The sequence below is a fragment of the Kutzneria viridogrisea DSM 43870 genome (genome assembly GCF_000525635.1).
In the GTDB taxonomy this organism is placed as follows: Bacteria; Actinomycetota; Actinomycetes; order Mycobacteriales; family Pseudonocardiaceae; genus Kutzneria; species Kutzneria viridogrisea.
The window spans coordinates 9,216,298-9,238,098 of record NZ_CP007155.1 but is presented as its reverse complement, the minus strand read 5'-3'; the positions used below and the strand labels follow the sequence as shown (position 1 = coordinate 9,238,098).

General features: G+C 67.8%; 18 protein-coding genes. 15 read left to right on the top strand and 3 right to left on the bottom strand.

All coding sequences use genetic code 11. The annotated features are described in order from the left end of the window. The first annotated feature begins 57 nt into the window (after positions 1-57). The 5 genes from KALB_RS40490 to KALB_RS40470 all read left to right on the top strand — a co-directional run bounded on the left by KALB_RS40490 (position 58) and on the right by KALB_RS40470 (position 10,621). The gene (locus KALB_RS40490) at positions 58-870 is read left to right on the top strand and encodes an SAM-dependent methyltransferase (protein ID WP_025361395.1); all 813 of its coding nucleotides are present in this window, start codon (positions 58-60) and stop codon (positions 868-870) included. Positions 871-1,049: 179 nt separating this feature from the next. Further along, the gene (locus tag KALB_RS40485; RefSeq protein WP_158510895.1) at positions 1,050-1,601 is read left to right on the top strand and encodes a DUF2017 family protein; all 552 of its coding nucleotides are present in this window, start codon (positions 1,050-1,052) and stop codon (positions 1,599-1,601) included. A 632-nt stretch (positions 1,602-2,233) separates the two neighbouring features. Beyond that, the gene (locus tag KALB_RS40480) at positions 2,234-2,848 is read left to right on the top strand and encodes a hypothetical protein (RefSeq protein ID WP_025361393.1); all 615 of its coding nucleotides are present in this window, start codon (positions 2,234-2,236) and stop codon (positions 2,846-2,848) included. 298 nt (positions 2,849-3,146) lie between these two features. Continuing rightward, positions 3,147-6,629: a DNA-directed RNA polymerase subunit beta gene (gene rpoB, locus KALB_RS40475; protein ID WP_025361392.1), complete on the top strand. Its 3,483-nt coding sequence runs from the start codon at positions 3,147-3,149 to the stop codon at positions 6,627-6,629. Between the two features lie 92 nt (positions 6,630-6,721). Next, entirely contained in the window at positions 6,722-10,621 is a 3,900-nt protein-coding gene (locus KALB_RS40470) for a DNA-directed RNA polymerase subunit beta' (protein ID WP_025361391.1), read from the top strand. 61 nt (positions 10,622-10,682) lie between these two features. Here KALB_RS40470 and KALB_RS40465 read toward each other — a convergent pair whose 3' ends face one another. From KALB_RS40465 to KALB_RS44675, 3 genes are read right to left on the bottom strand one after another with little or no spacing between them, the layout of a single operon-like run. Further along, positions 10,683-11,894 (bottom strand): WXG100 family type VII secretion target, encoded by a 1,212-nt coding sequence (locus KALB_RS40465; RefSeq protein ID WP_148309840.1) that lies wholly within the window; start codon positions 11,892-11,894, stop codon positions 10,683-10,685. Continuing rightward, positions 11,891-12,724, bottom strand: a complete 834-nt coding sequence (locus KALB_RS44680; RefSeq protein WP_025361389.1) for a WXG100 family type VII secretion target — start codon at positions 12,722-12,724, stop codon at positions 11,891-11,893. The genes KALB_RS40465 and KALB_RS44680 overlap by 4 nt, the downstream gene beginning before the upstream one ends. After that, on the bottom strand, positions 12,724-13,314 hold the full coding sequence (locus KALB_RS44675) for a YbaB/EbfC family nucleoid-associated protein (RefSeq protein WP_025361388.1): 591 nt from the start codon (positions 13,312-13,314) through the stop codon (positions 12,724-12,726). Before KALB_RS44675 ends, KALB_RS44680 begins: the two co-directional genes overlap by 1 nt. Before the next feature lie 552 nt (positions 13,315-13,866). Between KALB_RS44675 and rpsL the strand changes: the two genes are divergently transcribed. From rpsL to rpsS, 10 genes are all read left to right on the top strand, one after another. Beyond that, complete coding sequence (gene rpsL, locus KALB_RS40450; protein WP_025361387.1) at positions 13,867-14,241, top strand: 30S ribosomal protein S12; 375 nt, start codon at positions 13,867-13,869, stop codon at positions 14,239-14,241. Beyond that, complete coding sequence (rpsG, locus tag KALB_RS40445; RefSeq protein ID WP_025361386.1) at positions 14,241-14,711, top strand: 30S ribosomal protein S7; 471 nt, start codon at positions 14,241-14,243, stop codon at positions 14,709-14,711. The genes rpsL and rpsG overlap by 1 nt, the downstream gene beginning before the upstream one ends. Before the next feature lie 81 nt (positions 14,712-14,792). After that, positions 14,793-16,892: an elongation factor G gene (fusA, locus tag KALB_RS40440; RefSeq protein WP_025361385.1), complete on the top strand. Its 2,100-nt coding sequence runs from the start codon at positions 14,793-14,795 to the stop codon at positions 16,890-16,892. A 148-nt stretch (positions 16,893-17,040) separates the two neighbouring features. Next, a complete protein-coding gene (tuf, locus tag KALB_RS40435) occupies positions 17,041-18,234 on the top strand; it encodes an elongation factor Tu (RefSeq protein ID WP_025361384.1) in 1,194 nt (397 codons plus the stop codon). Positions 18,235-18,670: 436 nt separating this feature from the next. Then, positions 18,671-18,976 carry a 30S ribosomal protein S10 gene (gene rpsJ / locus KALB_RS40430; protein ID WP_003938093.1) on the top strand — a complete coding sequence of 102 codons (306 nt, stop codon included), beginning with the start codon at positions 18,671-18,673 and terminating at the stop codon, positions 18,974-18,976. Between the two features lie 33 nt (positions 18,977-19,009). Continuing rightward, positions 19,010-19,660: a 50S ribosomal protein L3 gene (rplC, locus tag KALB_RS40425; RefSeq protein WP_025361383.1), complete on the top strand. Its 651-nt coding sequence runs from the start codon at positions 19,010-19,012 to the stop codon at positions 19,658-19,660. Next, the gene (gene rplD / locus KALB_RS40420) at positions 19,657-20,346 is read left to right on the top strand and encodes a 50S ribosomal protein L4 (RefSeq protein WP_182840472.1); all 690 of its coding nucleotides are present in this window, start codon (positions 19,657-19,659) and stop codon (positions 20,344-20,346) included. The genes rplC and rplD overlap by 4 nt, the downstream gene beginning before the upstream one ends. Beyond that, positions 20,343-20,642 carry a 50S ribosomal protein L23 gene (gene rplW / locus KALB_RS40415; protein WP_025361381.1) on the top strand — a complete coding sequence of 100 codons (300 nt, stop codon included), beginning with the start codon at positions 20,343-20,345 and terminating at the stop codon, positions 20,640-20,642. Before rplD ends, rplW begins: the two co-directional genes overlap by 4 nt. 22 nt (positions 20,643-20,664) lie before the next feature. Then, positions 20,665-21,498, top strand: coding sequence for a 50S ribosomal protein L2 (gene rplB, locus KALB_RS40410; RefSeq protein ID WP_025361380.1), 834 nt, complete (start codon positions 20,665-20,667; stop codon positions 21,496-21,498). Positions 21,499-21,516: 18 nt separating this feature from the next. Then, the gene (gene rpsS / locus KALB_RS40405) at positions 21,517-21,798 is read left to right on the top strand and encodes a 30S ribosomal protein S19 (protein ID WP_025361379.1); all 282 of its coding nucleotides are present in this window, start codon (positions 21,517-21,519) and stop codon (positions 21,796-21,798) included. Positions 21,799-21,801: the final 3 nt, after the last annotated feature.

Sequence of the window (21,801 nt, the reverse complement as noted above, 5' to 3'; positions counted from 1 at the left end):
CCGCAGTATCGTGATCATCGTGGCCGGAGTCCTGCTCCAGACGCAGTGAGGTGCGCGGTGACCGATCCGTTGAACTGGGTGCCCGAGGACGTGGACGTCGACACACCCAGCGCGGCGAGGCTCTACGACTACCTGCTCGACGGCAGCTACAACTTCGAGGCCGATCGTGCGCTGGCCGCGAGGTTCATGGCGGCCCTGCCCGGTTCCCGCGACGTGGCCAGGTTGAACCGGGCGTTCCTGCGCAGGGCGGTGCTGTTCCTGCTGGAGGCGGGTGTCCGCCAGTTCCTGGACATCGGCTCGGGCATCCCGACCGCGGGCAACGTGCACGAGGTCGCGCAGCACGTGGATCCGGCGGCGCGGGTGGTCTACGTGGACAACGAGCCGGTGGCGGTGGCGCACAGCCAGTTGATCCTGGAGGACAACCCGAACGCCACGGTGATCAAGGCGGACCTCACCGAGCCGGAGTCGATCCTGCACGCGGAGCCGACCAGGCAGCTGCTGGACTTCAGCAGGCCGATCGGGCTGCTGATGGTCGGCGTGTTCCACTTCGTGCCGCTCGAAGCGGACGCGGCCGGTTTCGTCCGGCGGTACCGGGAGGTGCTCGCGCCGGGCAGCTACCTGGCGATGTCGCACTTCACCGCGGACAGCAAACCGGCGGAGATGGCGTCCATGGTCGAGGTGATGAGGCACAGCGCCAATCCCATCCACCCGCGTTCGAGGGCGCAGTTCGCGGAACTGTTCGCGGATTTCGAACTGGTCGAGCCGGGCATTGTGCCGACGGCCCTGTGGCGGCCGGAGGCCCCGGAGGAGCTCGGGCCGGACGTGGCCCACGACGAGATCCTGGCCGGTGTCGGCCGGTGGACCGGGTAGCTCGCACGGGTGGGCTCCTGCATTCGGCCGTCACGGTGTGGCTCCGGTGACGCCTCGGTGTTCGCAAATGCCACCAGTACGCGCGACGCGGTCACGACTAGTGCCGCCTTGGTCACCCGCACCCTGCGTGAGCTGGTAAATATTGATCAACCGTTCGGGTGGCAGGGGAGGTCGAGTCCGTGATCAAGTGGCATCGGGATGACGGCGTCGTGGTCGGCACTCTCGAGCCCGAGCGCGTCGCGTGGCTGCGCAGCAGGTTGGCCGAGTTCCACGCGCTGCTGGACTGGCGGCTGAGCCAGTACACGACCGACTACCCGCTGGGCGAGGTGCTGGGCATCGCGCTGCCGACCGAGCCGACGGACCACCCGCCGCTGCAGGCGGTGCTGCGGCTGCACGTGGCGGAGAGCGAGCCGACCGAGGTCCGCCTGTGGTGGGAGCCGGAGCTGATCGGCGGGCTGCGCTCCGCGGTGGCCGATGCCTGGCGCAACCTGCCTACCGAGGGCGGGGTGGTCCGGCTGCCGGACGACCCGCACCGCCTCCGGGCCTGGACCAGGGTGCTGCTCAGCCTGCGCATCGCCTACCTGGCCACCTGGGTGCCCGAGGCGCTGTCCGCCCCGCTGCCCGAGGACGCGCCCGCGGACCAGCGCCGCCGGTACGACCGGGCCTGCTGGCTGCGCGCGGTGGTGGACACGCTGGGCGAGTTCACCGGGCTCGGCGCGTCGAGGGGCTGACCGAACGGGAACCGGTCGCGCCGGGGACCCGGCGGCAGCGGCCCGGTCATCAGCAGCTGCCGGTCCTGCTCGGGCATCCGCTGCAGGTCGGCGAGATCGGCCAGTTTCGTGGGGCTGCACCCGTTGCCGTAGGCCCGGGCGAGCCCCATCAGGTACTGCGCGGAGGGCCTGCTGCGCGAGGACGGCCAGTTCTCGCACTCGCAGACCCGTTCACTGCTGACCGAAGCACCGGGATTGGCCCGGTTGTACCGGTGCGCGAGCTGTACCTGGGTCCAGCCCAGCGCATAGCGCCAGGCGAGCCGGGGCCGAGCCCCGAACCGCTGGGCCATCTCCACGGCGATCCGCTCGATCGAGCACCCCAGCTCCAGCATCCACCCACGCACCTCGTCACGTTCGGCCTTGCTCGCCATCACAGCCCCCGGTTTCCTCGACCCCCGCACAGCTCCTTTCCACCCGAAGCTAGCCCCGCACACCGACAATTCCGCCCCACCCCCAGGAGAACCGAGACCAATTCCCGAACTTCTTCGCTATTTGATCTCCGATTCCGCAGCTCGCAGGCACATTCGCAGTCCAGCAAAAGATTGGTGTTCGGCACGGGGTCGATCCACCGAATTCCAGCGCAGACTGACACCATGACCGACATCTCGCTCACGAAGACCGTCGTGGTCCTCGCGGCCAGCCCAGCAGACCACAGCACAACGACACACGAGCTGACCCAGCGCCTGCGGGCCCACGGTCGCAACCCGGTGCGAGTGGGCAGGGCGGGCCCAGCGGAGCCCGAGCTCGACCGGTTGCGCAGGGCGGACTGGTCGACGGCGGTGGACAGCGTGCTCGACGCGTGCACGAAGGAGCGTGACGCGCGCCGCACGGCGGCAGCAGGGGACGTGCTGGTGGTCGGCGGCTCGCCCATCGGGGCGCTGGCCTGGTACCAGGCGGGGCTGTCGCTGCGGGGCGAGCGCTGTGACCCACGCATCAGGGGCTGGCTGGAGGGGCCGACGGTCGGCGCGGCAGCCCATTACGGTGCGGTACTGCACGTGCGCCCAGCGTCCGGGGCGGGCAGGGCGGTGACCCTGGTCGACGAGGCGCTGCTGGCGGTGCTCGAGAGACTGGGCATACCCACTTTCGCGATCTTCGCGAGCCCATCTGACTGTGAGCTTGGACACACTCTCGACGGGCTGTTCGCGTCACCTGGTCACCCCGCCGTGCCCACCTCCTCGGCGGCCCGCTGTCTGACCGGTTGGCCATAATCACTGGTCAAGGGGGTCGGGGCGGCTGGACCTGCTGTCCGCCACTGGAGTGATCGGTGCGTGGCATCTTGACTGTGGGCTTGCGCAGGGTCACTCTGTCGGTGAGCACTGATGTGGTCCTTCCAGGGGCCCCTCGACAGTCGCCGTCTTCGTGGCTAGACTGCCCCTTTGCGCTGCCCTATGTCCGCACGCCCTTCGCCGAGAGCTGGGATTTCGGGCACCACCGCACCCCAGACAGTCGTGTTAGTCCCTGCTAGCTCGGCTGCCGCCAGTTCATTAGTCCCTGGAAGGACGCATCTTGGCAGTCTCCCGCGCGACCAAGGCCACTGCTGCGACCAACTCCACCTCGGGGATCCCCGGAGCGCCCAGGCGGGTCTCGTTCGCGAAGATCCGTGAGCCGCTCGGGGCGCCCAACCTGCTCGAACTGCAGACCCACTCGTTCGAGTGGCTCACCGGCAACGAGGCGTGGTTCCAGCGCCGCATCGACGCTGGTGAGGAAGCCCCCACTGGTGGCCTCGAAGAGGTCCTCAACGAGATCTCCCCGATCGAGGACTTCTCGGGATCGATGTCACTGTCCTTCTCCGACCCGCGCTTCGACGAGGTCAAGGCCTCCGTCGAGGACTGCAAGGACAAGGACATGACGTACGCGGCCCCGCTGTTCGTCACCGCGGAATTCACCAACCACACCACTGGCGAGATCAAGAGCCAGACGGTGTTCATGGGTGACTTCCCGATGATGACGGACAAGGGCACGTTCATCATCAACGGCACCGAGCGGGTCGTGGTCTCCCAGCTCGTGCGGTCCCCGGGTGTCTACTTCGACACCGCGATCGACAAGACGACCGACAAGGACGTCTTCAACGTCAAGATCATTCCGAGCCGGGGCGCCTGGCTGGAGTTCGACGTCGACAAGCGCGACACCGTCGGCGTGCGCATCGACCGCAAGCGCCGTCAGCCGGTCACCGTGCTGCTCAAGGCGCTCGGTTGGAGCACCGAGCAGATCAGGGAGCGGTTCTCCTTCAGCGAGACGCTGCTGGCCACGCTGGAGAAGGACCACACGGCCGGCACCGACGAGGCGCTGCTGGACATCTACCGCAAGCTGCGCCCGGGCGAGCCGCCGACCAAGGAGAGCGCGCAGGCCCTGCTGGAGAACCTGTTCTTCAAGGAGAAGCGCTACGACCTGGCCAAGGTTGGCCGCTACAAGGTCAACAAGAAGCTGGGCAGCAACATCCCGGTGTCCACCGGTGTGCTGACCGAGGACGACATCGTCACCACCATCGAGTACCTGGTTCGCCTGCACGCCGGCGAGACCACGATGCCCGCTGGCGATGACGAGATCCCGGTCGAGGTCGACGACATCGACCACTTCGGCAACCGGCGCCTGCGCACGGTCGGCGAGCTGATCCAGAACCAGATCCGGGTCGGCCTGTCCCGCATGGAGCGCGTGGTCCGCGAGCGGATGACCACCCAGGACGTCGAGGCGATCACGCCGCAGACCCTGATCAACATCCGCCCGGTGGTCGCTGCGATCAAGGAGTTCTTCGGGACCTCCCAGCTCTCGCAGTTCATGGACCAGACCAACCCGCTGGCCGGTCTGACCCACAAGCGCCGCCTGTCCGCGCTGGGCCCGGGTGGTATCTCCCGTGAGCGCGCCAGCATGGACGTCCGCGACGTGCACCCCTCGCACTACGGCCGCATGTGTCCGATCGAGACGCCGGAAGGCCCGAACATCGGTCTGATCGGCTCGCTGTCCTCCTTCGCGCGGGTCAACCCGTTCGGCTTCATCGAGTCCCCGTACCGCAAGGTCGTCGACGGCCGGGTCACCGACCAGATCGACTACCTGACCGCGGACGAGGAGGACCGCTTCGTCAAGGCGCAGGCCAACACGCCGATCGACGAGGACGGCAACTTCCTCGAGGACCGCGTCATGGTTCGCCGTAAGGGCGGCGAGACCGACCTCGCCGACACCGCCGACGTGGACTACATGGACGTCTCGCCGCGCCAGATGGTGTCCGTGGCGACCGCCATGGTGCCCTTCCTGGAGCACGACGACGCCAACCGCGCGCTGATGGGCGCCAACATGCAGCGCCAGGCGGTGCCGCTGCTGCGCAGCGAGTCCCCGCTGGTGGGCACCGGCATGGAACTGCGCGCCGCGGTCGACGCGGGCGACGTGGTCGTGGCCCGCAAGTCGGGCGTGGTCGAGGAGCTGTCGGCCGACTTCATCACGGTCATGGCCGACGACGGCAGCCGCCAGACCTACGCGATGCACAAGTTCCGCCGCTCCAACCAGGGCACCTGCATCAACCAGAAGCCGATCATCAACGAGGGTGACCGGGTCGAGGTCGGTCAGGTCATCGCGGATGGTCCGTGCACCCAGAACGGCGAGATGGCGCTGGGCAAGAACCTGCTCGTCGCGATCATGCCGTGGGAGGGTCACAACTACGAGGACGCGATCATCCTGAGCCAGCGCCTGGTGCAGGACGACGTGCTCACCTCGATCCACATCGAGGAGCACGAGATCGACGCCCGCGACACCAAGCTGGGTGCCGAGGAGATCACCAGGGACATCCCGAACGTCTCCGAGGAGGTGCTCGCCGACCTCGACGAGCGCGGCATCATCCGGATCGGTGCCGAGGTCCGCGACGGCGACATCCTGGTCGGCAAGGTCACGCCCAAGGGCGAGACCGAGCTGACCCCCGAGGAGCGCCTGCTGCGCGCGATCTTCGGTGAGAAGGCCCGCGAGGTGCGCGACACCTCACTGAAGGTGCCGCACGGTGAGACCGGCAAGGTCATCGGCATCCGCGTGTTCAGCCGCGAGGACGACGACGAGCTGCCCCCGGGTGTGAACGAGCTGGTCCGCGTGTACGTGGCCCAGAAGCGTCGCATCCAGGACGGCGACAAGCTCGCGGGCCGCCACGGCAACAAGGGCGTCATCGGCAAGATCCTGCCGGTGGAGGACATGCCCTTCATGCCGGACGGCACCCCGGTCGACATCGTGCTGAACACCCACGGTGTGCCCCGTCGTATGAACATCGGCCAGGTGCTGGAGACCCACCTCGGGTGGATCGCCAAGCAGGGCTGGAGCATCGAGGGCGAACCGGACTGGGCCGCCAAGCTGCCCGAGGACCTGTACGAGGTGGAGCCGAACACGAACACCGCGACGCCGGTGTTCGACGGTGCCCGCGAGGACGAGATCATCGGCCTGCTGGGCTCGACCACCCCGAACCGGGACGGCGAGCGCATGGTGGGCCAGAACGGCAAGGCCACGCTGCTGGACGGCCGCAGTGGCGAGCCGTTCCCGTTCCCGGTCGCAGTCGGCTACATGTACATCCTGAAGCTGCTGCACCTGGTCGACGACAAGATCCACGCCCGGTCGACCGGTCCGTACTCGATGATCACCCAGCAGCCGCTCGGCGGTAAGGCCCAGTTCGGTGGCCAGCGCTTCGGTGAGATGGAGTGCTGGGCCATGCAGGCGTACGGCGCTGCCTACACCCTGCAGGAACTGCTGACGATCAAGTCCGACGACAAGCTCGGGCGCGTCAAGGTGTACGAGGCGATCGTCAAGGGTCAGAACGTGCCGGAGCCCGGTGTGCCCGAGTCGTTCAAGGTCCTGCTCAAGGAGCTGCAGTCGCTCTGCCTCAACGTCGAGGTGCTGTCCAGTGACGGCGCCGCGATCGAGATGCGCGACGGCGACGACGAGGACCTGGAGCGGGCCGCCGCCAACCTCGGCATCAACCTGTCCCGCAACGAGTCGCCCTCTGTTGACGACGTCGTGAACTGACCTCGCCGCAGTCGGGGGCGTGGCCCCGATCCACGCCCCCGACTGCGCCCCGACCCCCAGGCAGCACTCAACCAAAGGGGAGAAGAACCGACGTGCTCGACGTCAACTTCTTCGATGAGCTCCGCATCGGCCTCGCGACGGCTGATGACATCCGCCAGTGGTCCTACGGCGAGGTCAAGAAGCCCGAGACCATCAACTACCGCACGCTCAAGCCCGAGAAGGACGGACTCTTCTGCGAGAAGATCTTCGGTCCGACCAGGGACTGGGAGTGCTACTGCGGCAAGTACAAGCGTGTCCGGTTCAAGGGCATCATCTGTGAGCGCTGCGGCGTCGAGGTGACCCGCGCCGAGGTGCGCCGTGAGCGGATGGGCCACATCGAACTGGCCGCTCCGGTCACCCACATCTGGTACTTCAAGGGCGTCCCCAGCCGGTTGGGCTACCTGCTCGACCTGGCCCCCAAGGACCTCGAGAAGATCATCTACTTCGCCGCGTACGTGATCACCTCGGTGAACACCGAGCAGCGTCACGCCGACCTGCCCACGCTGGAGAGCGAGATGCAGGTCGAGCGCAGGCGCGTGGAGAACCGCCGCGACGCCGACGTGGAGGCCAGGGCCCAGAAGCTGGAGGCCGACCTCGCCGAGCTCGAGGCCGAGGGCGCCAAGAGCGACGTGCGCCGCAAGGTCAAGGAGGGCGGCGAGCGGGAGATGCGCCAGCTCCGCGACCGCGCCCAGCGCGAGCTGGACCGGCTCGACGAGATCTGGAGCACCTTCACCAAGCTCGACATCAAGCAGCTGATCGCCGACGAGCTGCTCTACCGCGAGCTGATCGACCGCTACGGCGACTACTTCACCGGCTCGATGGGTGCGGAGTCGATCCAGCAGCTGGCCAAGGACTTCGACGTCGACGCCGAGGCCGACCTGCTGCGGGAGACCATCCGCAGCGGCAAGGGCCAGAAGAAGCTGCGCGCGCTCAAGCGGCTCAAGGTCGTCGCCGCGTTCCAGCAGACCCGCAACTCGCCCATGGGCATGGTGCTGGACTGCATCCCGGTGATCCCGCCGGACCTGCGTCCGATGGTGCAGCTGGACGGTGGCCGCTTCGCCACCTCCGACCTGAACGACCTGTACCGCCGCGTGATCAACCGCAACAACCGGTTGAAGCGGCTGATCGACCTCGGTGCGCCCGAGATCATCGTCAACAACGAGAAGCGGATGCTCCAGGAGGCCGTCGACGCGCTGTTCGACAACGGCCGCCGCGGGCGTCCGGTGACCGGCCCGGGCAACCGGCCGCTCAAGTCGCTGTCCGACCTGCTCAAGGGCAAGCAGGGCCGGTTCCGCCAGAACCTGCTCGGCAAGCGCGTCGACTACTCCGGCCGTTCGGTCATCGTGGTCGGCCCGCAGCTGAAGCTGCACCAGTGCGGTCTGCCCAAGGCGATGGCCCTCGAGCTGTTCAAGCCGTTCGTGATGAAGCGGCTGGTCGACCTCAACCACGCGCAGAACATCAAGTCCGCCAAGCGCATGGTGGAGCGTGCCCGGCCCGCCGTGTGGGACGTGCTGGAAGAGGTCATCACCGAGCACCCGGTGATGCTCAACCGCGCACCCACGCTGCACCGCCTCGGCATCCAGGCCTTCGAGCCCCAGCTGGTCGAGGGCAAGGCGATCCAGCTGCACCCGCTGGTGTGTGAGGCCTTCAACGCCGACTTCGACGGTGACCAGATGGCGGTCCACCTGCCGCTGTCGGCCGAGGCGCAGGCCGAGGCCCGCATCCTCATGCTGTCCAGCAACAACATCCTGTCGCCCGCCTCGGGTCGCCCGCTGGCCATGCCGCGTCTGGACATGGTCACCGGTCTGTACCACCTGACCCGGATCAAGCCGGATGCCGAGGGCGCCGGTCGCGCGTTCTCCTCGGTGGCCGAGGCGATCATGGCCTTCGACCGCAAGGTCATCGGCCTGCAGGCGCCGATCAAGGTGCGGCTGCTCGACCAGGTCCCGCCCGCCGGCGCCGAGCCGGAGGAGTGGGAGCCCGGCCAGGCTTGGCTGGCCGAGACCACCCTGGGCCGGGTGCTGTTCAACGAGCTGCTTCCCTCGGACTACCCGTTCATGAACGAGGAGATGCCGAAGAAGCGGCAGGCGGAGATCGTCAACGACCTCGCCGAGCGGTACCCGATGGTCACCGTGGCGCGGACGCTGGACAAGCTCAAGGACGCCGGCTTCTACTGGGCGACCCGCTCGGGCGTCACCGTGGCCATCTCCGACGTGCTCGTGCCCGAGGAGAAGAAGGCCATCCTCAACGAGTACGAGGGCAAGGCCGAGGCCGTCGAGAAGCGCTACCAGCGCGGTCAGCTCTCGCACGCCGAGCGCAACAACGAGCTGGTCAAGGTGTGGCAGTCGGCGACCGACGAGGTCGCCAAGCTGATGGAGACCGCGTTCCCCGAGGACAACTCCATCCGGGTCATCGTCAAGTCCGGTGCCGCCGGAAACATGACGCAGGTCCGCTCCCTGGCCGGTATGCGTGGTCTGGTGACCAACCCGAAGGGTGAGTACATCCCGCGGCCGATCAAGAACTCCTTCCGCGAGGGGCTCTCGGTTCTGGAGTACTTCATCGCCACGCACGGTGCCCGCAAGGGTCTGGCCGACACCGCGCTGAAGACCGCCGACTCGGGTTACCTGACCCGTCGTCTGGTGGACGTCTCGCAGGACGTGATCATCCGCGAGATCGACTGCGGCACCACCCGCGGCGTCACGATGACCGTCGGCGAGAAGGCCGGCGACAAGGTCGTGCTGCACGAGTACGCGCGGACCAGCGTGTACGCCCGTGCGCTCGCCGAGGACATCACCGACTCCGACGGCAACCTGGTGCTCAACCGGGGTGCCGACCTGGGTGACCCGGCTCTGGACACCCTGGTGAAGGCCGGCGTGCTGCGCGTCAAGGTGCGCAGCGTGCTGACCTGTGAGTCCGCGGTCGGTGTGTGCGCCAGCTGCTACGGCCGCTCGATGGCCACCGGCAAGCTGGTGGACGTGGGCGAGGCCGTGGGCATCGTGGCCGCGCAGTCCATCGGTGAGCCGGGTACGCAGCTGACCATGCGTACCTTCCACCAGGGTGGTGCGACCGGTGCGGACGACATCACCCAGGGTCTGCCCCGTGTGCAGGAGCTCTTCGAGGCCCGCGTGCCCAAGGGCAAGGCGCCGATCGCCGATGTGGACGGTCGCGTGCGCATCGAGGACGGCGACCGGTTCTGGAAGATCACCCTGGTGCCGGACGACGGCAGCGAGGAGATCATCTTCGACAAGCTGTCCAAGCGTCAGCGCCTGGCGATCACCCCGGACGGCCCGCTGCAGGACGGCGACCACGTGGCCGTCGGCCAGCAGCTGCTGGAGGGCACCCCGGACCCGCACGAGGTCCTGCGGGTGATGGGCCCCCGCGAGGCCCAGCTGCACCTGGTCAACGAGGTGCAGAAGGTGTACCGCTCGCAGGGTGTGTCCATCCACGACAAGCACATCGAGGTGATCGTGCGGCAGATGCTCCGCCGCGTGATCATCATCGACTCCGGTGCGACGGAGTTCCTGCCCGGTGCGCCCATCGAGCGCAGCGAGTTCGAGCAGTCCAACCGGCGCGTGGTGGCCGAGGGCAACGAGCCCGCCTCCGGCCGTCCGGTGCTGATGGGTATCACCAAGGCCTCGCTGGCCACCGAGTCGTGGCTGTCGGCGGCCTCCTTCCAGGAGACGACCAGGGTCCTCACCGATGCCGCGATCAACGGCAAGAGTGACAAGCTGATCGGCCTGAAGGAGAACGTGATCATCGGTAAGTTGATCCCGGCCGGTACCGGTATCAACCGCTACCGCAACATCCAGGTCCAGCCGACGGAGGAAGCGCGGGCCGCGGCCTACGCCATCCCGTCCTACGACGACGGCTACTACACGCCGGACGTCTTCGGCACGGGCACGGGTGCGGCGGTGCCGCTGGACGACTACGACTTCGGTCGCGACTACCGCTGATCGTCAGTCAGCTCAACGGGAAGCCCCCGGCCACCTTGGTGGCCGGGGGCTTCCTCGTTCCTCAGTACACGGGCCGGTTGCGGCCGTGCTCGTAGCTGCCCGGCGAGACGGTCAGCTCCTCGTTGATCTCCTCGGCGGACTGCTCCGGAACCGGTAGCGAGTCCACCGTCTCCTTGGCCTTGTCGTAGATCTCCTTGGCCCCGTCCTTGACCTCGCCCTTCCAGTCGAAGCCCTCGTCCTGCTCGGCGGGCCTGGCCCCCGGCCGGTGCACGTTCTTGGCCGTGTCCACCACACGGCCCGCCTGGTCGCCGAACTCCTTGGCGTGCTCGGCGAACTTCGTCCCGTCGTGGGCGATCAGGTCGTCACCCATGCGCCCCAGCGTGGTGCCCGCCTCGTTCATCCGGGATCCCACCTTGCCGACGTTGCCGCCGATCTCGGTGACCTTCTCGCCGGCCTTGCCCAGGCCCTTGCCCGCGAGCTTGCCCAGCGGCCCAGCCTTGTCCACGACCTTGGCCGCGGTCTCACCCAGCTTGCCGCCGACCTTCTGGATGCCCGCGCCGAACTTCTTCAGCAGCCCGGCGATCTTGCGGATCAGCTCGACGATCTTCTTGAGGACCGAGCCGACCTTCTCGATGATCTTGCCGACCTTGCTCACCGCCGAGCCGGCCCTGCCGACCGCCACCCCGGCCTCGGCCACGGTGGCGCCCATCGCCGCGGCGTCGGACAGGCCGAAGGTGAGGATCGTGCCCGCGGCCCCGATCGCCCAGGTGACCAGCATCTGCTCGGCGAAGTCGGCGATGATGCCGATGATGATGTCCTTGGCCGCCTGCATCATCGAGGCGCTGGCCCTGAGCACCTGCACCATGTAGCCGGCCAGGGTGGCGGTGCCGTGGATGCCGTCCAGGAAGTGGGCCATCTCCTGGTGCGCGGCCTCGGAGGCCTCGCCCTGCCACTTGCCGAACCCGGTCTTCAGCTCGTCGTGCAGCTGCTGGCCCAGCGCGTCGATGTCGGAGCTCAGCTGCGCGTAGGTCCCGGCGGCCGCGTTGAGCGCGTCCGGGCTGCCGGTGACCAGCTCCAGCGCCTCCTTGACCGGCGCGATGTGGTCGATGACGAACCCGAGGCCCTTGTTCAGCAGGGTGCTGATCGGGTCCCAGCCCGGGTCGGCGGCCTCCTGGGAGTACTGGTCCATCTCCGCGACCACGCCCTGCACCTCGGTGCCGGTGCTGTAGACCGCGTCCAGGACGTCGCTCTGCCCCACTGGAAGCGAGGTCATGCCCGCTGCCCCTTCCGTTGCTCGGCCGCGGGCACGTCGAGCGTGCCGCTGAGGTGCTGGAACTGGTCGTCACCCTTGAGCGCGACCTTGGCGTGGCCCGAGGCGTCGGTCCGCGCGTGCACGTCGAGGTGCTCCGTGGCGCCGCCCGCCTGCCGGATGTCGCCCTTGACCTCGACCTCTTCCGCGGCCTCCCCGGTGACCTCCACGGTGACCGGGCCGCCGCCCTCCACCTCGACGGTGATCTTCCCGTGCGTGGGGGACGTGCCGCCCGCGACGTGCTCCCCGGCCCTGGCTGCCGCCTCGGCCGCAGCCTTGGCCGCTGCCGCCTTGGCCGCGTCGGCCGCCGCGGTCTGTGCGCCCGTGGGGTTGCTCACGGGCGGGTGCGGCTTCTCGCCCGCGCCCACCGGACCGTGCCCCCCGCTCGGGTGGTGGCCGCCACCCCCACCCGTACCGGTGTCCCCGCCGGTACCGCTCTCGGTGGGGCCGCCACCGGTGTGCTCCGGCGGCTTGCTGTTCTCCTTCTCGCCGATCCTGTCCAGTTCCCTCTTGTGCTCCTCATCGGTGGATTTGTACAACTCGGCCGCACCGGAGATCTTGCTGCCCGCGTTGTGCAGACCCGTTGTCATCGCGCCGAGGTGATCGGTCAGCTGGTTCTGCATTTCCGAGTAGCGGCTGTGCGTTGTCAATTCCCCGAGCAGGCCCCAGGAGCGTGAAGGGACCTCTGCCGAGGTGGCGCGGCCGTGCAGTGATTGCGCCTGTGAGGACATCGCCGAGACGCGCTGGCCGCATTGCGCCAGCTGTTCGTGGTCGACCTGGAAGGAGCCGCTCATCAGTACTCCTCAGCGCCGAACCGGTAGACCGCGTCCTCGTCCTCACGCCGGGCGGGCGCGGCGGGCTGTGCGGGGCCGGGCTGCCTCCCGGTGACCATGAAGCTGCCCGCGGGCTCCTCCTCGGCGGGGGCGGGACGCCGGGCCTGTGGGGCCTGCGGGGCGGGTGCCTGCGGCCGCCGCACCGGGGGCTCGGCACGTGCCGTCCAGGAATCCTCTTGCGGTGCAGGGGGATTGGCCAGCTCCTCCTGCAACTTGGTGACCTTGTCCAGGATGTCGGTGCGATCACCGACGTACCGCTGAACGATCTCCGCCTGCTTGCGCGCCGCCGCTGCCATGCCCTGCTGCACGGTCCTGGTGACCGACTGGGAGAGCGCCTGCGGGCTCAGCCGCATGCCCGCCGGTGTGATCGTGATCGAGCGCACCGCGCCGGACGGACCGGCCACCACCGTCACCGCGCCCTCGCGGGAGTTCTCCACCACCTCGATGGCGACGATCTCCTCCTGCATCACCGAGTAGCGCTCGACGTCCTTTTCCGCACGCTTCACACTTTCCTGGAACGCGGTAATGCGCGCCCCGGTGTCCTGGTTCATGTCCCCGTCGCTCCGTCATGCCGTACCGCAGGCGAGGTTGCCTCGGAAAACCAGGCATACCGCATGCGGTCGAGTCGTGTCTCGCGAACCGGTGCATTTGCGCACCGCACTGCTTGGCAATTACCTTGTTGGGGTATTGACGCGGCCAAGGTGCCGCTGAGTGTCAGAACGCCGACGGGGGCCGCGCGTGACAGCCGCCACTCGACCAGGTGACCGACGTGGCGGTCGGCGGCCCGCTGCGGCAGGCTGAACACGGCCCCGTGCACGCCTGCGAGGCCCCCGTTTTGACCCCTGGGCGCCGGGGCGGGTATCTTTGTTATCCGTGCCCGACCCATGTCGGGCCGCTCCGCGTGCCTGTGAGGGGTGGTCTCGTACTCCCCCTCCGCGACCGCGGCGAGAGTCCTCCGGAATCCGCTGGGACGTAGAGTTGGTCTCTCGCGGGTCCGAGAAGCGGGCGACACGCCCGACCTCGGGGGGCGGAGGTCCCAAGTACACAGAGTCAGCGGTGCTGGTCAAAGGCACCAAGACGCGAACGGAAGAAGCAGCCGGTCTATGCCCACGATCCAGCAGCTGGTCCGCAAGGGCCGCCAGGACAAGGTCGCGAAGACCAAGACCGCGGCTCTCAAGGGGAGCCCGCAGCGGCGCGGCGTGTGCACCCGCGTCTACACCACTACGCCCAAGAAGCCGAACTCGGCGCTGCGCAAGGTCGCCCGTGTGAAGCTGACCAGCGGGATCGAGGTCACGGCCTACATCCCCGGTGAGGGCCACAACCTGCAGGAGCACTCGATGGTGCTCGTTCGCGGTGGCCGTGTGAAGGACCTCCCCGGTGTCCGCTACAAGATCATCCGTGGCTCGCTGGACACCCAGGGCGTGAAGAACCGCAAGCAGGCTCGCAGCCGCTACGGCGCGAAGAAGGAGAAGAGCTGATGCCCCGCAAGGGCCCGGCCCCGAAGCGGCCGCTGATCTCTGACCCGGTCTACAGCTCCCCGCTGGTGACCCAGCTGATCAACAAGGTGCTGGTCGACGGCAAGCGCTCCGTCGCCGAGAAGATCGTGTACAACGCCCTTGAGGGCGCTCGCGAGAAGACCGGCACGGACCCGGTGGTCACGCTCAAGCGTGCGCTGGACAACGTGAAGCCGGCCCTCGAGGTGAAGAGCCGCCGTGTCGGTGGCGCCACCTACCAGGTGCCGATCGAGGTCAAGCCCGGCCGCTCGACCACGCTGGCCATGCGCTGGCTGATCGCCTACTCCCGGCAGCGCCGCGAGAAGACGATGATCGAGCGCCTGATGAACGAGTTGCTGGACGCCAGCAACGGCCTCGGTGCGAGCGTCAAGCGCCGCGAGGACACCCACAAGATGGCCGAGTCGAACAAGGCCTTCGCGCACTACCGCTGGTGATTCGGGGCGGCACCCCTGCCGCCCTGGATCGGCGCCACTGCCCACAGTGACTTTTGCCGTACTAAAGCAAGGACGAGACTCGTGGCACGCGACGTGCTGACTGACCTGGCCAAGGTCCGCAACATCGGGATCATGGCCCACATCGACGCGGGCAAGACCACCACCACCGAGCGGATCCTGTTCTACACCGGGATCAACTACAAGATCGGTGAGGTCCACGACGGCGCGGCGACGATGGACTGGATGGAGCAGGAGCAGGAGCGGGGGATCACCATCACCTCCGCAGCCACCACGTGCTTCTGGAAAGACCACCAGATCAACATCATCGACACGCCGGGCCACGTCGACTTCACCGTCGAGGTGGAGCGGAACCTGCGCGTGCTCGACGGCGCCGTCGCGGTGTTCGACGGCAAGGAGGGCGTCGAGCCCCAGTCCGAGCAGGTGTGGCGGCAGGCGTCCAAGTACGACGTCCCGCGGATCTGCTTCGTCAACAAGATGGACAAGATCGGCGCGGACTTCTACTTCACCCGCGACACCATCGCCGACCGGCTGGGCGTGAAGCCCCTGCCGATCCAGCTCCCGATCGGTTCGGAGAGCGAGTTCACCGGCGTCGTCGACCTCGTCGAGATGCGTGCTCTCACCTGGCGTGGCGAAGTCCAGATGGGTGAGGACTACAAGGTCGAGGAGATCCCGGCCGACCTCGCTGACCGCGCTGCCGAGTACCGGGAGCAGCTGATCGAGGCCGTCGCCGAGACCGACGACGAGCTGATGGAGCGCTACCTCGCTGGCGAGGAGCTGACCGTCGCCGAGATCAAGGCGGGCATCCGGAAGATCGTTGCCGAGGGCACGGCCTACCCGATGCTGTGTGGTTCCGCGTTCAAGAACAAGGGCGTGCAGCCCATGCTCGACGCGGTCATCGACTACCTGCCCTCGCCCGCCGACCTGCCCCCGGTCGAGGGCACGCTGCAGGACGGGGAGACCCCGGCCTTCCGCGCGCCCAACACCGAGGAGCCGTTCGCGGCCCTGGCGTTCAAGATCGCGGCTCACCCGTTCTTCGGCAAGCTGACCTACATCCGGGTGTACTCGGGCCGGGTCGCCTCCGGCACCCAGGTCATCAACTCGGTGAAGGACCGCAAGGAGCGCATCGGGAAGATCTTCCAGATGCACGCCAACAAGGAGAACCCGGTCGACGAGGCGATGGCCGGTCACATCTACGCCGTGATCGGTCTGAAGGACACCACCACCGGTGAGACGCTCTGCGACCCGCAGGCGCCCATCGTGCTGGAGTCCATGACCTTCCCCGAGCCGGTCATCCAGGTGGCGATCGAGCCGAAGACGAAGGCCGACCAGGAGAAGCTGGGCACCGCGATCCAGAAGCTCGCCGAGGAGGACCCGACCTTCCGGGTCAACCTGGACGAGGAGACCGGCCAGACGATCATCGCCGGCATGGGCGAGCTCCACCTGGACATCCTGGTGGACCGCATGCGCCGCGAGTTCAAGGTCGAGGCGAACATCGGCAAGCCGCAGGTGGCGTACCGGGAGACCATCCGCCGCAAGGTGGAGAAGTACTCCTACACGCACAAGAAGCAGACCGGTGGCTCCGGCCAGTTCGCGAAGATCCTGATCGACATCGAGCCGCTGCAGAGCACCGAGGGTGCGCTGTACGAGTTCGAGAACAAGGTCACTGGTGGCCGCATCCCGCGCGAGTACATCCCCTCGGTGGACGCCGGTGCCCAGGACGCCATGCAGTACGGCGTGCTGGCCGGGTACCCGCTGGTCGGGATCAAGGTGACGCTGCAGGACGGTGCCTACCACGAGGTCGACTCCTCCGAGATGGCGTTCAAGATCGCCGGTTCCATGGCGCTCAAGGAAGCCGCTCGCAAGGCCGACCCGACGATCCTTGAGCCGCTGATGGCGGTCGAGGTGACCACGCCCGAGGCGAACATGGGCGATGTCATCGGTGACCTGAACTCCCGTCGTGGCCAGATCCAGGAGATGGGTGAGCGCAGTGGTGTCCGCGTCGTCAAGGCGCTGGTCCCGCTGTCGGAGATGTTTGGGTATGTCGGCGACCTGAGGTCCAAGACCCAGGGTCGCGCGAACTACTCGATGGTGTTCGACTCCTACGCCGAGGTTCCGGCCAGCGTGGCGAAGGAAATCATCGCGAAGGCGACGGGGGAGTAACCCCCTCAACCGGAGCACCGCATTCAGCGGCTCTCTGGGGTTCTCCCCCAGGGTCCGCACAACCGACCCTGATGACCCAACCCGCTGCGGCGAACCCACAAGCACGACGCACGCGGCGGAAGCATCACAAGTCCAGGAGGACAATCCAGTGGCGAAGGCGAAGTTCGAGCGGACCAAGCCGCACGTCAACATCGGCACCATCGGTCACGTCGACCACGGCAAGACCACGCTGACTGCGGCAATCACCAAGGTCCTGGCTGACAAGTACCCGGACCTGAACGCGGCGTTCGCGTTCGACCAGATCGACAAGGCGCCGGAAGAGAAGCAGCGCGGCATCACGATCAACATCTCGCACGTCGAGTACCAGACCGAGAAGCGTCACTACGCGCACGTCGACGCCCCCGGTCACGCGGACTACATCAAGAACATGATCACCGGTGCCGCCCAGATGGACGGCGCGATCCTGGTGGTCGCCGCGACCGACGGCCCGATGCCGCAGACCCGTGAGCACGTGCTGCTGGCCCGCCAGGTCGGTGTGCCCTACATCGTGGTGGCCCTGAACAAGGCCGACATGGTCGACGACGAGGAGATCCTCGAGCTCGTCGAGATGGAGGTCCGCGAGCTGCTGTCCGCCCAGGAGTTCCCTGGCGACGACGCTCCGGTCGTGCGCGTCTCCGGCCTGAAGGCCCTGGAGGGCGACGAGAAGTGGGCCCAGTCCGTCCTCGAGCTGATGGACGCGGTGGACGAGAACGTGCCGGAGCCGGTGCGTGAGGTCGAGAAGCCCTTCCTCATGCCCGTCGAGGACGTCTTCACCATCACCGGCCGCGGCACCGTGGTCACCGGCCGCATCGAGCGCGGCATCATCAAGGTGAACGAGGAGGTGGAGGTCGTCGGGATCAAGGAGAAGGGGATCAAGACGACCTGCACCAGCATCGAGATGTTCAAGAAGTTCCTCGACGAGGGCCAGGCCGGCGACAACGCCGCCCTGCTGCTGCGCGGTGTCAAGCGCGAGGACGTCGAGCGCGGCATGGTTGTCATCAAGCCGGGCACCACGACCACCCACACCGAGTTCTCCGGCAACGTCTACATCCTTGCCAAGGACGAGGGCGGTCGCCACACGCCGTTCTTCAACAACTACCGCCCGCAGTTCTACTTCCGCACCACCGACGTGACCGGCGTCGTGACCCTCCCCGAGGGCACCGAGATGGTCATGCCGGGCGACACCACCTCCATGACCGTGAAGCTGATCCAGCCGATCGCCATGGACGAGGGTCTGCGGTTCGCCATCCGCGAGGGTGGCCGCACCGTGGGTGCCGGTACCGTCGAGAAGATCATCAACTAGTTGAAGCCGAGGGCCAGGTACCTGTTACCTGGCCCTCACTTCGCTGGCCCCGATTTGGTCCGCCACGCCTCGGTGTGGCATCCTTAACGGGTTGCTCGTTGCGTGGGCGGCTGGTCGCTGATTGTCTCGCGTCCCAGCCGCCCCGCTACGAGGAGCCGGCGCCCTGAAGCCCGCAAGGGGACACACTGCATCGAGTGTGGGCAGTCTGCAAAGGCTGAGTCAGGGTGCACAGGGTCTGTCCGGACCCCTCCCGAGTGCGAGAGTTCGTTCTTGGGACCGGTATGTGCCAGTAGGGCGACACGCCCGACCGCGTGGACCGGAGACCCCGGCACCCGAAAGACATTGACTCGTGAATAGGGGAGCGGCACAGCCAGCTGGGCCCCGGGCCATCACGAGTTAGCCCGCAGCGGTACGAGAAGAGGAACGGCAAGCCATCATGGCGGGACAGAAGATCCGCATCCGGCTCAAGGCCTACGACCACGAGGCGATCGACGCGTCCGCGCGCAAGATCGTCGAGACCGTGACGCGCACCGGCGCCCGGGTCGTCGGGCCGGTGCCGCTGCCGACCGAGAAGAACGTCTACTGCGTCATTCGCTCGCCGCACAAGTACAAGGACTCGCGCGAGCACTTCGAGATGCGCACGCACAAGCGCCTGATCGACATCCTCGACCCGACGCCGAAGACGGTGGACGCGCTCATGCGCATCGACCTGCCGGCCAGCGTCGACGTCAACATCCAGTAAGCGCGCGGCGAGCGGCGGAGAGTAACGAGACCCATGTCTGACAAGCAGATCAAGGGGATCCTGGGCACCAAGCTCGGTATGACCCAGGTCTTCGACGACAAGAACCGCATCGTGCCGGTGACCGTCGTCAAGGCCGGGCCGAACGTGGTCACCCAGATCCGTACCACTGAGAAGGACGGCTACTCGGCCGTTCAGCTGGCCTTCGGCGCCATCGACCCGCGCAAGGTCAACAAGCCGGAGACGGGCCACTTCGCGAAGGCCGGCGTCACGCCGCGGCGGCACGTCGCCGAGCTGCGCACGACCGACGCGGACAGCTACGAGCTGGGCCAGGAGATCACCGCTGAGGTGTTCCCCGAGGGCACCGTGGTCGACGTCGTCGGCACCAGCAAGGGCAAGGGCAACGCCGGTGTCATGAAGCGCCACGGCTTCAAGGGCCTTGGCGCCAGCCACGGCACGCAGCGCAAGCACCGCTCGCCCGGCTCCATCGGTGGCTGCGCCACCCCGGGCCGCGTGTTCAAGGGCCTGCGCATGGCGGGTCGCATGGGCTCGGCCCGCGTGACCACCCAGAACCTGACCGTGCACCGGGTGGAGGCCGAGTCCGGCCTGCTGCTCATCAAGGGCGCCATCCCCGGCCCCAAGGGCGGCCTGGTGTTCGTCAAGACGGCCGCGAAGGGCGGTGCCTGATGACCACCCTGGACGTTCGCACCCCGAACGGCAGCACCGACGGCAGCGTCGAGCTGCCCGCCGAGCTGTTCGACGCTCAGGCCAACATCCCGCTGATGCACCAGGTCGTGGTGGCCCAGCTGGCCGCCGCCCGCCAGGGCACGCACAGCACCAAGACCCGCGGTGAGGTCTCCGGTGGCGGCAAGAAGCCGTACCGGCAGAAGGGCACCGGCCGGGCCCGCCAGGGTTCGACCCGCGCGCCGCAGTTCACCGGTGGTGGCGTGGTGCACGGCCCGCAGCCGCGCGACTACTCCCAGCGGACCCCCAAGAAGATGAAGGCCGCCGCCCTGCGCGGTGCCCTCTCCGACCGGGCCCGCGCCGGCCGCGTGCACGTGGTCACCTCGCTGGTCGAGGGCGACAAGCCCTCCACCAAGGCCGCGCGCATCGCCCTGGAGGCGCTGACCGAGTCCCGCCGCACGCTGGTGGTGCTGGGCCGCTTCCAGGAGCAGGACTGGCTGAGCGTGCGCAACCTGGGCAACGTGCACCCGATCGCGCCTGACCAGCTCAACACCTACGACGTGCTCGTCAACGACGACGTGGTGTTCACCAAGGACGCGTACGAGCTGTTCGTCGCCGGCCCCGCCAAGGGCCGCTCGGTGACCGCTTCCGCGCGTTCCTCCGAGATCAGTGAGGAGACCGCCAAGTGATCCCCGACCCGCGGGACATCCTGCGCGCTCCGGTGATCTCCGAGAAGAGCTACAGCCTTCTCGAGGAGAACAAGTACACCTTCCTGGTGGACCCGCGTGCCAACAAGACCGAGATCAAGATCGCGGTCGAGAAGGTCTTCGGCGTCAAGGTCCTGAGCGTGAACACGATCAACCGCCAGGGCAAGCGGAAGCGGACCAAGTCCGGTTTCGGCAAGCGCAAGGACACGAAGCGCGCGATCGTCACGCTCTCCCCGGAGAGCAAGGCGATCGAGATCTTCGGCGGCCCGACCGCCTGATGACGACGAGGACTGCGTAGAGATGGGCATTCGCAAGTACAAGCCGACGACGCCTGGCCGTCGTGGTGCGAGCGTGTCCGACTTCGCCGAGATCACTCGGTCGACGCCGGAGAAGTCGCTCGTGCGCCCGCTGCACGGACGCGGCGGTCGCAACGCGCACGGCAAGATCACCACGCGGCACAAGGGTGGCGGCCACAAGCGGGCCTACCGCCTGATCGACTTCCGCCGCGCTGACAAGGACGGCGTGCCCGCCAAGGTCGCTCACATCGAGTACGACCCGAACCGGACCGCCCGCATCGCGCTGCTGCACTACGCGGACGGCGAGAAGCGCTACATCATCGCCCCGAACAAGCTCAGCCAGGGCGACCGCATCGAGAACGGCCCCCGCGCCGACATCAAGCCGGGCAACAACCTGCCGCTGCGCAACATCCCGGTCGGCACCGTGGTGCACGCGATCGAGCTCCGCCCCGGTGGCGGCGCGAAGATCGCCCGCTCCGCCGGCGCCCGGGTCCAGCTGGTGGCCAAGGACGGCCCGTACGCCCAGCTGCGGATGCCCTCGGGCGAGATCCGCAACGTGGACGTGCGCTGCCGCGCCACGGTCGGCGAGGTCGGCAACTCCGAGCACGCCAACATCAACTGGGGCAAGGCAGGCCGCATGCGCTGGAAGGGCCGCAAGCCCACGGTGCGTGGTGTCGCCATGAACCCGGTCGACCACCCGCACGGTGGTGGTGAGGGCAAGACCTCCGGTGGTCGCCACCCGGTGAACCCCGCTGGTAAGCCCGAAGGTCGTACCCGCCGCCGCAAGGCAAGCGACAAGCTCATCGTCCGGCGTCGTCGCACCGGTAAGAAGCGCTGAGCAGGAAGGGAGTGAAGGATGCCACGCAGCCTGAAGAAGGGCCCCTTCGTTGACCACCACCTGCTCAAGAAGGTGGACACGCTCAACGAGTCGGGCAAGAAGACCGTGATCAAGACCTGGTCCCGCCGGTCGACGATCATCCCCGACATGCTGGGGCACACCATCGCGGTGCACGACGGCCGCAAGCACGTTCCGGTGTTCGTCAGCGAGGCCATGGTGGGTCACAAGTTGGGGGAGTTCGCCCCGACGAGGACCTTCAAGGGTCACATCAAGGACGACCGGAAGTCGCGCCGCCGCTGAGCG

What these genes read in the sequence shown, in the direction of transcription:
- KALB_RS40465 (WP_148309840.1), bottom strand. Translation starts at nt 11,894, where the DNA reads ATGACCTCGCTTCCAGTGGGGCAGAGCGACGTCCTGGACGCGGTCTAC.
- rpsG (WP_025361386.1), top strand. Translation starts at nt 14,241, where the DNA reads ATGCCCCGCAAGGGCCCGGCCCCGAAGCGGCCGCTGATCTCTGACCCG.
- KALB_RS44680 (WP_025361389.1), bottom strand. Translation starts at nt 12,724, where the DNA reads ATGAGCGGCTCCTTCCAGGTCGACCACGAACAGCTGGCGCAATGCGGC.
- rplB (WP_025361380.1), top strand. Translation starts at nt 20,665, where the DNA reads ATGGGCATTCGCAAGTACAAGCCGACGACGCCTGGCCGTCGTGGTGCG.
- rpsL (WP_025361387.1), top strand. Translation starts at nt 13,867, where the DNA reads ATGCCCACGATCCAGCAGCTGGTCCGCAAGGGCCGCCAGGACAAGGTC.
- KALB_RS44675 (WP_025361388.1), bottom strand. Translation starts at nt 13,314, where the DNA reads ATGAACCAGGACACCGGGGCGCGCATTACCGCGTTCCAGGAAAGTGTG.
- rplC (WP_025361383.1), top strand. Translation starts at nt 19,010, where the DNA reads ATGTCTGACAAGCAGATCAAGGGGATCCTGGGCACCAAGCTCGGTATG.
- rpsJ (WP_003938093.1), top strand. Translation starts at nt 18,671, where the DNA reads ATGGCGGGACAGAAGATCCGCATCCGGCTCAAGGCCTACGACCACGAG.
- rpsS (WP_025361379.1), top strand. Translation starts at nt 21,517, where the DNA reads ATGCCACGCAGCCTGAAGAAGGGCCCCTTCGTTGACCACCACCTGCTC.
- KALB_RS40480 (WP_025361393.1), top strand. Translation starts at nt 2,234, where the DNA reads ATGACCGACATCTCGCTCACGAAGACCGTCGTGGTCCTCGCGGCCAGC.